Annotated in this window: 8 protein-coding genes; 3 read left to right on the top strand and 5 right to left on the bottom strand. The window is 51.0% G+C overall.

Annotated features, from left to right (window positions below):
- Positions 1-51: 51 nt before the first annotated feature.
- From BRW83_RS06450 to BRW83_RS06440, 3 genes are all read right to left on the bottom strand, one after another.
- Entirely contained in the window at positions 52-258 is a 207-nt protein-coding gene (locus BRW83_RS06450; RefSeq protein WP_036602897.1) for a hypothetical protein, read from the bottom strand.
- On the bottom strand, positions 218-1,537 hold the full coding sequence (locus BRW83_RS06445; RefSeq protein ID WP_050757719.1) for a phosphatidylinositol-specific phospholipase C: 1,320 nt from the start codon (positions 1,535-1,537) through the stop codon (positions 218-220). Before BRW83_RS06445 ends, BRW83_RS06450 begins: the two co-directional genes overlap by 41 nt.
- Positions 1,538-2,107: 570 nt before the next feature.
- Positions 2,108-3,244 (bottom strand): histidine-type phosphatase, encoded by a 1,137-nt coding sequence (locus BRW83_RS06440; protein WP_005880609.1) that lies wholly within the window; start codon positions 3,242-3,244, stop codon positions 2,108-2,110.
- Between the two features lie 423 nt (positions 3,245-3,667).
- Between BRW83_RS06440 and BRW83_RS06435 the strand changes: the two genes are divergently transcribed.
- The 3 genes from BRW83_RS06435 (at position 3,668) to BRW83_RS06425 (ending at position 10,520) form a co-directional block, all read left to right on the top strand.
- Positions 3,668-8,770, top strand: a complete 5,103-nt coding sequence (locus BRW83_RS06435) for a retention module-containing protein (protein WP_086131750.1) — start codon at positions 3,668-3,670, stop codon at positions 8,768-8,770.
- A 171-nt stretch (positions 8,771-8,941) separates the two neighbouring features.
- Positions 8,942-9,853, top strand: coding sequence for a DMT family transporter (locus BRW83_RS06430; RefSeq protein WP_005880612.1), 912 nt, complete (start codon positions 8,942-8,944; stop codon positions 9,851-9,853).
- Positions 9,854-9,989: 136 nt separating this feature from the next.
- Positions 9,990-10,520 (top strand): flavodoxin, encoded by a 531-nt coding sequence (locus BRW83_RS06425; RefSeq protein WP_145814971.1) that lies wholly within the window; start codon positions 9,990-9,992, stop codon positions 10,518-10,520.
- Positions 10,521-10,536: 16 nt separating this feature from the next.
- Here the strand turns inward: BRW83_RS06425 and BRW83_RS06420 are convergent, their stop codons facing one another.
- Together BRW83_RS06420 and BRW83_RS06415 are read right to left on the bottom strand one after the other, a co-directional pair.
- Complete coding sequence (locus tag BRW83_RS06420) at positions 10,537-11,520, bottom strand: 3'-5' exonuclease (protein ID WP_005880614.1); 984 nt, start codon at positions 11,518-11,520, stop codon at positions 10,537-10,539.
- A 130-nt stretch (positions 11,521-11,650) separates the two neighbouring features.
- Positions 11,651-12,589 carry a bile acid:sodium symporter family protein gene (locus BRW83_RS06415; RefSeq protein ID WP_005880616.1) on the bottom strand — a complete coding sequence of 313 codons (939 nt, stop codon included), beginning with the start codon at positions 12,587-12,589 and terminating at the stop codon, positions 11,651-11,653.
- Positions 12,590-12,891 lie beyond the last annotated feature (302 nt).

Below are 12,891 nucleotides of genomic sequence, written 5' to 3'. Positions count from 1 at the left end.
CATTCGCTCTTTTTCGCTCCAGAGCCGTTTCAGGCTCGGGCAGGTGTTCTTTCACAATACCATGAATGTCACGACCAGCAAGACGGTAATGAATGTGTTTGCCATCATGAGACTGGCATTTTTCAGGATTTTCACATGGGCACAAGCAAGCCTAACAACAGTATTGGTCTTACGGGAGAGTACCACCACCGTCTTTTCACCCTGCACGAAAACAGTATCAGAGTTCCCTGTCGTCAGTAATCCGGAATCGTTTTCCATATCCTTTTGAAAACGTGTTGGCTCCGATAACAATATCAACGACGTTTACATACCCGCATTCGGTTGTGTAATACTTTTCGAACGGATAATCAAACATCAGCCACCCCAGAGCACGGGGAAGATTGGAACCTTTACCGATCTCGTTCAAAAACGAATCCATGATGTAAATGCCGAACATGGGGATATCCACCTGTTTCCTTCCGACAGTGAATCTTTTGAAAAAACAGGCCGAGGCAAAATTCAGATAAACCTCACCCCATTGCCCTTCATTTCCCCGTTTTCTGAGAGCGTCCATGAAACAGTTGAATTTGTACGTTTTGGCCGCCGAACGTGTGTAGTCTTGCGAATAAAGTTCGCATTTGTCCTGTACATAGACCCTGTACTGACGATTGACAGAATCGGCAAGGTAAGTTCCCGCGACATTATGGGGAATGGAGACAGGTGCACCAAAATCGAGACTGTCGTCGATCCGGTTCAACAATACGATTTTTCCCCGTACTTCGTTCATTGTCGGCATACTTTTGCCGCGATATAAAATTGACCTGAAATTTTCCAGTCCGTTTTTGATCAGTTTTTTGCCTCCTGACGGATCGTTTCGATAATCCGCCCAGTCATCAACCTTCAAAATCATGACAATGGCTTCAGACGGGTTTGTCGTCAAAAAACGGTGGCACTCATCCAGAACATCGTTGAAAGGCTGGAATTCATTTGGCCCCACATCACCGTGACAGGTTACGACTTGCGAGCGTTTTGTCTTCAGACGAATATCCAGAACGCGGATACCCCCCTGGAGTTGTTCTGTAATACTGGTGTCGTGGCAGGTATATGGCGATTTATACCATTTTCTGAATGCGGCTGAATCATGTGTTCCCGGCATACTGATGCCTGACAAGAGAGTAAAATTATTAATAGCCAACATCCACTTGCTATTGTCGAGCGCGCTGAAAATTTCAAGCCACGCCTTTTTAACGAAGAGACCTGTCCCGTCATAGGATTCATACGAAAAACGGATCGTATTGACACCTGACTTCAACACACCCCCGGGAAGCATAAACAAAAAATCCCGGAAACTTTCTCCGTCGATCATGTAAGCGGTACCTTCGCTGACAATTTTGTATCCGTTTACGTCGACCGTAATATGGTTATGGCATAATTCATCGTCGTACCGATGCATGATGGAAGCATTCAGGCAAAACCGGACAAACGATGTCTGCATTTCATCTGAGCTGAGTTTTGCACTGAACTCTAAAAAACCCGGTGTATCAATTCTCCAGAACATGCTTCTTACCGTTCCTGAATTCTGACTGTCCGTGAGTTTGAAATCGTCTGAATCCGAATAGGCCCCAGAGCTGAATTGGACGTTAAGCACCTTATCCATAGTGTTCACTCCTCATGTGGTAGCTTGAAGCGAGCGGCCCCGGCAAATGCAATGAAATCAGGAGAGCATAAACAATATCGCCGTCACGTCATACGGAATAAATGATGTTCGAACGATCCATTGACGATCCCGGAAATGGCCATTCTGTCGTTTTCTTCATTTCAATTGTGAAACCTTCTTTTAAAACTATTTTCAGGCCGGCAAGCCTCTGCCTGAATTTCATGCTATACCGAAACTGCCGATATTCCCGGAAGAAGATTTCATATTTCCGACAACTTTTATTCATAAGTATTATTTCCGAGACATTTTTTCATGAAGATTGCCAAAAGAAAAAATATATTTCTTTCTGGAAACCAAATGGCTGGATTGAAAATGGAGAGGATAATGAAAAAATATCGCCAATGCCCGATTCCATAAGGGATATAGTGTTCAATGTCATTACGATGTCAGCGACAAAACGGACAATGCGTTTTAAGGAGATGTCACATTCTCAACCATTTTGCGGAAAGTGTCGGGTTCATAAACGGCTTTGTCAACCGGTATGGAGACAGGTCGGGTCAATGAGGCTGGCGAGGTCCGCAAAAATTCCAGTGACGGAGCGTGAAAACCGATCCTGATTTCCCTGACGCTTTCTGTCTTCTGCCAGAGTTCGAATGTGATGAAGCTTCCCGGGATGATGGGATCGCATCCCAGTTCCGGATCAGTCCAGTGAATGTCGAGCATTCCACTGACGTAGGCAATATTGGTGTCGTGCCCGACCAGTATCGTCAGGGGCGGCGATTTTTCCGAAAGAAGCGTTTCCCGGATATATTCCAGCATATGCGTTCCCCCCGCTTTTGCCAGCGAATGCGCCCTGTGAGTGGCATTGAACACAGCGTTGTGCAAGGGAATGATCTGCCTTAACACCGTCTCATCCACTTCTCCCCATCCCGCTTCCTTTTCCGGCCACTGGGCAAATTCCAGCAGCATGATTTCCGCCAGTGTAGAGGCGACTTGCCATTTTCCTGCGATATCGAGTTTGGGTTTTCGCGGATCGATACTCATCCGGTTCGGCAAGCCCTGCAATGTACAGGAAGTCGTCCCACCGAGTGCGCCGCATAGCGAAGGCCGGCAGCATTTCGTGATGTCCTGCAAGATAGTCAGGGCATTGCCGATGACGGGGTCACTATCCAGACAATCGAGGAGCGCCTGAACTTCGGCAAGCGCTTTCTGGCGATCCATTGTCCGGTACATGGAACTGTCCGGATGAAAGAGCAGATCGTAACGGCTGCCGTATTGTGGCCTGATGTGGCAAGCGGGAAAAAGGCCTTCAAACATGGCAATCGCCGTCATGCGCGTCCTCTGGTCTTCATCGGCAATCAGCGCATAGTCGCGAGCCTGATGCAAGCCGCTTGCAGGAATCAAGCCATTTTCGACGAGAAAAGGTCTCATGGCTGCCCATTGTGCCTTGACCAGCTCTTTTCCCCTTTCCGTCAGATCTCCCTGATTTCCCGGCCATGTTGGCCAGGCTCTTGTCGACCATTGCCTGAGCACCGCATCGCTTTCCTTGGGGGAACGGATACCGTGACGGCTGAGAATGACCGTTTTGACCAAATTTGCTGACTTCATTTCCCTCCCCGGTAATGTCGGATATTGGATAAAAAGTGTTGTTTATTGGCAAATATCATGTCATGAGACGGATTTTTTTCATTCAGTTTTTTTCATTTTCAGGACATCGAAAATGGAGGACTTGTTTTTGTTCAAGAGTTATCAGTTATTTGTTTAAAGAATTTTTATCATTACTTTTAATTGCGATTTGATCAATTAAACAAAACGGAGAATGTTCCGTTTACTTGCCGTCCGCCATTTTTCATTTCCGCCTGAAAATCCTGGCTGAATTTCGATATTTCACGTCAAAAACTAGTACCAAAGGACAATATTTGCACTTCATTTGAAGGACTATTCTTGATTTATATCAAGCAAGTATCCCGTCCGGCATCCATTGCCCAGACGGTTTGGCATATCAATGAATTAACGAAAACGAAGTGAATCATGGCCACAGGAATAGTCAGAGGACTGGTCGGTTCGGTAACGGTTACCAATACCAGAGGCGTCACCCGGCAACTGCGCACCGGTGATACAGTAGAACTCAACGATACCGTACAGGCAGCTAATGGAAGCACCGTCCATATCGCATTTGACAACGGCAATTTCGCCACGGTCGGCAGTAACGAAAAACTTGTTCTGGACGCGTCCGTCATCGATCCGATGGCTGAATCCGATAACAAGGCTGCCACCGATCTGAGCGTAGCCGACATTCAGGCAATGATCGCAGCCGGGGCTGATCCGACGGAAATCGCCGAGGCGACTGCGGCCGGAGCGGATGCGGGAACCCGTGGAGACCCGAATCATTCCGGTTCCCACTCGTTCGTGGTTGTCGATCAGGATGCCGCACGCGGGGAAGTCACGCCCGGTTTCGAAACAGGCACCTTTTCCAATCCCGTCCCGGAAAGTGAAATATATGACGGAGGGCTCGATACCTTCCTTCTCGAACCTGATTCCGATCCGGAAAGTCCGGATGTTCCACCGACCGATAATGATCCGGTCGTCAGCGATCATCTCGTCGTCAATGAACACGGGCTGGACAATACTGCCGACGCATCTGAAAGCGCTTTGATAAAAGCCCCTGACGGTTTCAAAATCATTGATGTTGAAGATGGCAAACACGGCACCGTATCGAACGATGGCCAAGGCAACTGGCACTACACCCTGAACGAGGCGATCGATTCGGGAAACAATCCGGGAGCGAATACCGTCACGGATGCGGACAGCGTCAAAATGACGGTTGAAGACGGCAACGGGAACCGGTTCACGGTCGACGTCAAGGTAGATATCGTCGACGACGTTCCCCTGCTGGATCTGGCCGGCTCCGATTACCAGCAGATTTCGGTGGGATCGGGCTCATCCGTCAGTGAAATAGCCGGTTCGATTCATTACGACTTCGGGGCGGATGACGGTGCAGGCAAATCCATGACGATTTCCGTCGGAGACCATCGCTACGACGTGACCAATCTTGCCCAGGCAGGTTCTTACGAACTTGCAGGCGAATACGGCACACTGACTGTTTATGCGGACGGCAGCTACAGTTATCAGGCCAATCCGAACATTTCGGGCAATGCACAGGACAGTTTCACCCTGACCATCACCGATGCCGACGGCGACACGAAAGATGTCAAGCTGGATGTGACGGTCACACCGCCTTCCGGACCCGACGCCGACAGCATCGCCCATGTCGTTGTCGATGAAGCCGGACTGAACGATGTCGACAATACTTCAGAAATCTCGAAACCGGTCACAATGCCCGACGGTTACACGATTGTCGACGTCGCCGAAAACGGCCAGGGGACCCATGGCCACATGGAAAAAGGATTGGACGGTCAATGGCACTACACCCTGAACGAAGCGATCTTTTCCGGGGGCGAAAACGACAGCAACAATACGGTGACCGATGCCGATACCGTCAAGATGGTCGTTCAGGATGCCCACGGCAACCGGTTCACGGTCGACGTCAAGGTCGATATCATCGACGATGTCCCGACGGTCAATGTGACAGACAACATTGTCAACGATGTGATGGCCGGTCAACAGTCCACTGATGGCGGCAAGCTGGATGTCGATTTCGGGGCGGACGACGGTAAAGGAAAACAACTGACGATTTCGGTTGAGGGAAAAGCCGTCGACATTACCGATATCGCTTCAAAAGGCTCTTATGACATTGCCGGCAAACTGGGTACCCTGACCATTCACGCTGACGGTACCTACACTTACAAGGCCAACCCGGACGCCAGACAGGGGCAGGACAGTTTTGACGTCAAGATCAGGGATGCCGACGGCGACTGGGCTGAAACCAAGATCGACGTCAATGTCTCCGGTGCCACGGGCCCTGATGGCAGCAAGATCGCCCACATCGTCGTCAACGAACACGGCCTCGACAACGCGACCGACCATTCCGAGATGGCGACTCTCACCCCGCCTGACGGATATGTGATTGTCAAGGCCGGTGGGGGCGAATTCGGAACCGTCACTTTCGGCAAGGACGGTCAGTGGCACTACACACTGAACAAGGCGATCGATTCCGGAAATGAACAGGGAACCAATACGGTCGAAGGTGCCGATACCGTCAAAATGGTCGTTCAGGACGCCTATGGCAATCAGTTCACGGTCGACGTCAAGGTCGATATCATCGACGATGTCCCGACGGTCAATGTGACAGACAACATTGTCAACGATGTGATGGCCGGTCAACAGTCCACTGATGGCGGCAAGCTGGATGTCGATTTCGGGGCGGACGACGGTAAAGGAAAACAACTGACGATTTCGGTTGAGGGAAAAGCCGTCGACATTACCGATATCGCTTCAAAAGGCTCTTATGACATTGCCGGCAAACTGGGTACCCTGACCATTCACGCTGACGGTACCTACACTTACAAGGCCAACCCGGACGCCAGACAGGGGCAGGACAGTTTTGACGTCAAGATCAGGGATGCCGACGGCGACTGGGCTGAAACCAAGATCGACGTCAATGTCTCCGGTGCCACGGGCCCTGATGGCAGCAAGATCGCCCACATCGTCGTCAACGAACACGGCCTCGACAACGCGACCGACCATTCCGAGATGGCGACTCTCACCCCGCCTGACGGATATGTGATTGTCAAGGCCGGTGGGGGCGAATTCGGAACCGTCACTTTCGGCAAGGACGGTCAGTGGCACTACACACTGAACAAGGCGATCGATTCCGGAAATGAACAGGGAACCAATACGGTCGAAGGTGCCGATACCGTCAAAATGGTCGTTCAGGACGCCTATGGCAATCAGTTCACGGTCGACGTCAAGGTCGATATCATCGACGATGTCCCGACGGTCAATACGCTGTTTGCCGAAGCAGTGCAGGATATGGTGAATGCCACCGACGGTGTGGACCATTTCAAGGCCGGATTCGACTTCGATTTCGGAGCGGATAACGGCGATGGCAAAACTGTCACGGTGACTGTTGACGGACAAACCGTCCCTCCCCATCATACGGAAGGCAGTGTCGGCGGCAATCACCAGACCCTCTCTTCTCTCGAGGTCAATGAAAAAACAGGCGAAGTCAGCTATGAGCAAAACAGCGAAGTCGTCAACACCGCCTTCGGGACGCAAGGGCAAGCACATGACATCACTGTCTCGGTGACCGACAGCGACGGGGACGTCGTGTCGCAAACGGTCCATCTGGAAACGGTTGGCATGCAGGTCGGAGGGGTTCATTCCGATACGATTACCGGCGGAAGCGGAGCGGATATCATTATCGGGGACAAAGGCCATATAGACGGTGTCCAGAATACGGTCACTTACAATCTGTCGCTGGTGCTCGACGTGTCCAATTCCATGTATGCCGGTCTTGACAATGGCAATACACGTCTTGCCTCCTCTGTGGAAGCGCTGAACAATCTGATCGATTCCATTGCCGCCCAGACGGCTCAGGGAGGGATAACCGTCAATATCCAGCTGGTCGGATTCCATTCCAGTGCATTCGAAAACAGCTGGCTCTCCGTGACTCAGGACAATGTTAACGAACTCAAGAGTTACGTAAACGAACTGGCCAATCATATCCGGGATGGCGGAGCGTCCAATACCAATTATCAGGCGGCCTTCGAAGAAGTCTGCCAATGGTTTGCCCAACAGTCTGCCGTCCCTCCCGTTCAGGGAACGGATGTAGTCAATAAAGTATTTTTCATCTCTGACGGGGTTCCCAATGCCATTACGGTAAATGGCGCCGTCATCAATTACGATTCGTTGCACCGTCAGCCGGACTGGCCTGCCAGTTGGCCGCATGATTCCTATGCCCCGGATTATTTCATATATGCACGCCAATATGTTCTTTCGCATACGGATGGCTATGAAAAATTATTGGGTATGGTTCCCGATCTGGAAATGAACAGCGCCGGTTTCGCCGGATCAGGACTGGACGGTGGTACGCTGGATCATTTCGACAATACGGGAGGAGGCCAGATTCTCCATAACAGCCATGATCTGACCGAGTTTCTCAAACCCGGAGTCGTTATTCCTCCTGTCGATGGAGACCGGGATACCGTCTATGCCGGAGCAGGCAACGACATCGTTTTCGGCGATCACGTCCATTACGTCGCGAAAGACGGCTCTGCACTCGATGGGGACATCGCCCTTTTCTCAGCTGTGGCGGCTGCGGGTGGCGATATAAGCAGTCTGGCAGGCATCCATCAGTTCCTGATGGCTCATCCGGATTTTGCCGACACCCTTTCCAGTCCCGATGCAGCCAGTAACCAGAACGATCTGCTGATCGGGGGAACCGGCCACGACATCCTTGTCGGACAGGGTGGCAACGATCTCCTGATCGGTGACGGCGACAACAGTCTGACGCAAAAAGGCAGCCTGGATCATCTCGACTATCTGATGGGTGCCCATGCACAGGGAGATGATCTGGCGGCCGGAATCCATCATCTGTTCGATCATGGTACGGCACAGGAAATCAGCCATTTCACGAATGGCATTGAAAACCTGAATATCGAAAGCAGCCATGATGGCAATGACCATCTTTACGGTGGAACGGGCGACGACATCCTTGTCGGAATGGGTGGAAACGATCACCTCTACGGAGGCGAAGGCCACGATATCCTGCTCGGCGGCAGCGGCAACGATGTGCTGGTCGGCGGTAAGGGGGATGACATTCTGGCAGGCGGTACCGGTAACGATATATTCAAATACACTGCCGGTGATCTGGACGGTGTAACGCACGGCGATACCATTACGGATTTCCATCTGGGCAACCTGAACGAGTCGAAAGGTCCTCTCGATGTGAATGCCGACGTGCTCGATATCAGTGAGCTGATCACGGGTCACGACAAACCGACCAGTCTGGAATCGCTTGTGAACGGTGGCTATCTCAGCTTCGATGACGTCCAGAAAAATGATGACGGCACCTTGACGGTCAAACTGTCTATCGATGTGGACGGCCATGACGGAAGCGCCCATATGACCAATCTCGCGACGATAACCATGTCCGGTTTCGACCATCATGGGGGAGACATCGTTCAGGAATTGATGAATCAACTGGTCAACAACGAGAACATCAAGTTCTAGTTTTGTTGCCTGTCCTTACAGGGAATGCTGCAACAGCATTCCCTTTTTTCATTTATTGAACAGACCGGCCCAAAGAAAGGTGACGGTCTTGTACAGGCTGGTCAATCCTCTCCTCCAACTCCTGTCATTTGAGGTAACATGGCTTCTTTTTCCGCTTGTTCCCGACACACCATGACTCCATCCACGTCCGCCAAAGGTTATTTGCTGGCCCTGTCGGCAACTGTCTTGTGGAGCACAACCTTCCCGCTGGCACGCCTGATCGCCTTTTCCATGTCGCCGGTCGAGCTGGCTTTCTGGCGCTGGCTGTTCACGTTTTCATGTATGTTGCCTTTCGGCTTTGTCGCAGTGAAAAACAACCGGCCAGCTCTCAAAAAGAACTGGAAATGGATTCTTGCCGCCGGCGTGCTCGGCTTTTCGATGTACAGCATCCTGATGTTCGAGGCAGGCCGGACTACAGACGCCACCAATATGTCACTGATTGCGGCCACGGCACCGGTTTTCATGGCTTTTTTTGCCATTGCTTTTCTGCATGAGCGTTTGTCATTCCCCCAGATTCTGGGGCTGGTCATTGCTGTCATCGGCGTTCTGGTACTGGTGCTGAAAGGCGAATTCCACCGGTTTTCCGATCTGTCCTTTACCATTGGCGACCTCTGGATGCTGCTGGCTGCCTCGCTTTTCGCCGTTTACAGCATTCTGGTCCGAAAAAGACCGGGGACGATGCCGCAAAAAGCGCTGATGACGGCGATGCTTGCTTTCGGTTTCTTCGCACTCTGCCCTCTCATGGCAGCTGAAGCGATGGCGACAGACTGGCATTTTCCCGATGGACAGACCCTCTGGATCATTTTCTATATTGCCGTCATCCCTACCCTGATCGGCTACCTGCTCTGGAACCGGTCGGTAGAATATATCGGAGCAGCCCGTGCCGGAATCGTCTATTACAGTATTCCGCTCTTTTCCAGTCTGGAAGCGGTCATTCTCCTGCATGAAACGGTTTCAATGCCGCAGATCGTCGGAGGACTGATGATCATCGGCGGAATCCTGCTCTCTTCCCTGAACGTGTTAAGGCAACTGATTCGTCATTAAAATGCCGCGCCTGAGAGAATCGGGCAAGAATCGGGCAGATTTCAATCTATATCCAGACTGTTGCGAGGACTATAGTGAAGCTGTCCGGAAAAGAAATTTTCCTATTCGTTTTGATAGTCTAAGGATGGAGAGGAACATGTCAAAAAGCCTGATTGCCTGGTATTCCCGCAAGGGAAGCAATTATTTCGATGGAAAAATCATGGATCTGCCAGTCGGCAATACGGAAGTGATTGCGAAAAAAATCGCTGCCTTGACTGGAGCCGAGCTGTTTCATATCGAGGCCGTCAAACCCTATCCGGCCGATTATGATGAATCGACTGAAGTGGCGAAAATCGAACTGGGTGAAAATGCCCGTCCTGAATTGACCGCAAGCGTGCCCGATTTCGACGCTTACGACGTCATCTATCTGGGTTACCCGATCTGGTGGGGTGTCATGCCGATGCCGGTGCTGACTTTTCTGGAATCGTATAATTTTTCCGGCAAGACAATCGCTCCGTTCTGCACTCACGAAGGCAGCGGGCTCGGCATGAGTGAACGTTACATCCGGCAAGCCTGTCCACAAGCGACTGTCTTGCCGGGTCTGGCGATCATCGGACATCTGCGCGAGAAAGCGGACCAATCTCTGAAAGACTGGCTGAAAAAAACGGGACTGGCAAAACAGGGATAAGAAACAGGCATAAGAATCAGAGTGCCTTGAAGCGTTCTGCCGCTGTTTTGTAAGAAAACCCGGCGCGTTCCGAACCGTGGGCGTACAGCTCGTCCAGAAACGCTTTTTCTTCCGCCAGCTCTTCTTCGGCGATTTCTTTCCACCAGTGACGGTTGGGACCGGTTGTCCCGTCGTGCCACCGGTAAGCACGGGCTTTAAGCTCATCTTTCGCCTCAAAAGGCGCACCGAAAGCTTGCACCGTCACGGTTCTTTTTTCTGCCTGTTTCAAAAGACTGGCAAATGCGTCGGGCTGGCAGTGAAGCAGCCAGGCCAGCGCCAGACAATCGATACAAGCCCGATGCGCTTCATAAAAATAGCCTGACTTCAAAACCAGCTCTTCCAGTTTCAGGTTTTTGAAGCCCAGTCCGTTCCAGTCAATGCCGACCAGTGAACACGCCCATTTTTTCTCCTCAAAACCTCTGAAACGTTTTTCGAAAAACGGCCGGTCGAAAGCGGCATTGTGCGCGACGATCAGGACGGCATCGTCCAGAAAACCGGCAACCATCGTTTCATCGATCCGCTTGCCACGAACCATGTCGTCCGTAATGCCGGTCAGTTCGGTAATGAAAGGCGTGATCGGCTTGCCCGGATCTTCATAGGCACTGACGATGCGTTCGATGGAAACAAGACGGTGTGCCGTGGGAGAAAACAGCGCTTTGACGAGTCCCAGCTCGATAATGACGTCCATATCGGACGACAGGCCAGTCGTTTCGGTATCCAGAAAAACGATGGCGATTTCATCGCCATGTTTTTCTGAAAGGGAATATGGCAAATCGATACCGGGTCTGGTCAAGGGAATACGTTCAAGGATTCTGAAATCGTCTGTTTTGGCAAGGATTTTGTTCAGGCGCTTCCTGAGTGTGGTGACATCGTCTGGTGAATTATCCTTTTTCGCTTCCGTTTCCGTGACGGGTTCGGCAAACAGATCGGCCTGCAAACTGGAGAATAGAGTGTCTTCCATCGGGAACAATCGCTTTCTAACAATTCAGAATAAGGTACTCATAGCGAATGATACAGGCTGATGCCATGAAGAGCGACTGTTTGAAGTCTCAATTTTAACGAAAAACACCAAATCGGGGCCCGACGGGCACTCAGAGTGCTTTTTCTTCCGATTTCAAAAGCGATTCCCGTTCCGTTCGCCGCCTTTGCCTCCAGAGTTGCCAGGCATTGAACGCGTTTTGCCAGACAATGTAAGAACTTGCAGCAACGGCAGTAATGGGAGAAAGATATGTTTGCGAGAGCCATGCCGCCAGAATGGCGTTTTTCTGCCCCATCGCCTGTCCGGCAGTCACCCTTTCGTCGAAGAACGAGCCGACCCACTTGCCGCATGTAAAGAGCACAAAGCAGATGACAGCGGCGGAAATCATCAGCGAAAACGCCATCATGCCATCATTCGGTTCGGTAACCAGCGTGTGGATCGTTTTGGCAATAACGATCATGAGGGTAATGCCCCAGAGATAAAAAGCCCATTCCTGCCATTTGGCCAGTCTCTGTCCCAACGGGGGAACAAAATGCCTGATGACCATCGCCATGATGAAAGGCAGGATCAGGAGGGGGAAAACTTTTTGCAGGATGAAGAAAAACGCTTCCCAAAAGCCGATCCCTGCGGTCATCGGATGAATGAACGGAAAAAGCAGGGGGGCTGTGATCGCCGTCGCCAGATTGGAGAGAATCATGTAACTGGTCAGGCTGGCGGCATTGCCCCCGAGTTTTTGCGTCACGACGGCTGTCGCCGTCCCCGTCGGCGTCATGATGATGACCATGGCGGCTTCAGCGATGATGATATTCACCGGCCTTAAAGCCGCATAAACGGCAACGCTTCCGACCAGTTGCACTGCAACCATCAAAAAATGAAAGGTACTGAATTTGAGATTGGATAGCGGGATTTTCGAAAACGTCAGAAGCAGCATGGTGAAAATCAGATACGGCACCAGAAAATTGAGGTGCCACAAGACTGGAAAACCGATGAAACCCAGTACGATACCCAGAGGCAATGTCCAGTTTTTGACAAAAGTGATGATGGTATTCATGGCGTCACCTGACTATGCTGACTGATTTGACAAACAAAACCCGAGATCGGCAATGTCAGTTTATTCTTTTGACATCCATATAAAAAATACTTTTTTTGTTTGAAATTTATATATTTTTTATATGAATGATGCGGAAGGAAACCGGGCCGGTTTCCGCAAACGCTGGCCTTTTTTCACGCAGGTGAAACGACCCGACACGCAACGTGATAACGATCAGAATCAATGAAGACAATAACCCGGGCATCCTCCTTCTGCGTCAGGATGCCGTAAAAAAGGGTTTTCAGGGCAATACGGCGTCAGGC

Origin of the sequence: Oxalobacter formigenes (assembly GCF_002127965.1) — a bacterium.
In the GTDB taxonomy this organism is placed as follows: Bacteria; Pseudomonadota; Gammaproteobacteria; order Burkholderiales; family Burkholderiaceae_D; genus Oxalobacter; species Oxalobacter formigenes.
Note: the sequence above shows the minus strand (reverse complement) of the source record. Positions and strands in the feature narration are given on the sequence as shown.

Excerpts from the sequence above, each read along its gene's own strand:
- BRW83_RS06450 (WP_036602897.1), bottom strand. The coding sequence starts at position 258 with ATGGAAAACGATTCCGGATTACTGACGACAGGGAACTCTGATACTGTT.
- BRW83_RS06445 (WP_050757719.1), bottom strand. The coding sequence starts at position 1,537 with ATGTTCTGGAGAATTGATACACCGGGTTTTTTAGAGTTCAGTGCAAAA.
- BRW83_RS06440 (WP_005880609.1), bottom strand. The coding sequence starts at position 3,244 with ATGAAGTCAGCAAATTTGGTCAAAACGGTCATTCTCAGCCGTCACGGT.
- BRW83_RS06435 (WP_086131750.1), top strand. The coding sequence starts at position 3,668 with ATGGCCACAGGAATAGTCAGAGGACTGGTCGGTTCGGTAACGGTTACC.
- BRW83_RS06430 (WP_005880612.1), top strand. The coding sequence starts at position 8,942 with ATGACTCCATCCACGTCCGCCAAAGGTTATTTGCTGGCCCTGTCGGCA.
- BRW83_RS06425 (WP_145814971.1), top strand. The coding sequence starts at position 9,990 with ATGTCAAAAAGCCTGATTGCCTGGTATTCCCGCAAGGGAAGCAATTAT.
- BRW83_RS06420 (WP_005880614.1), bottom strand. The coding sequence starts at position 11,520 with ATGGAAGACACTCTATTCTCCAGTTTGCAGGCCGATCTGTTTGCCGAA.
- BRW83_RS06415 (WP_005880616.1), bottom strand. The coding sequence starts at position 12,589 with ATGAATACCATCATCACTTTTGTCAAAAACTGGACATTGCCTCTGGGT.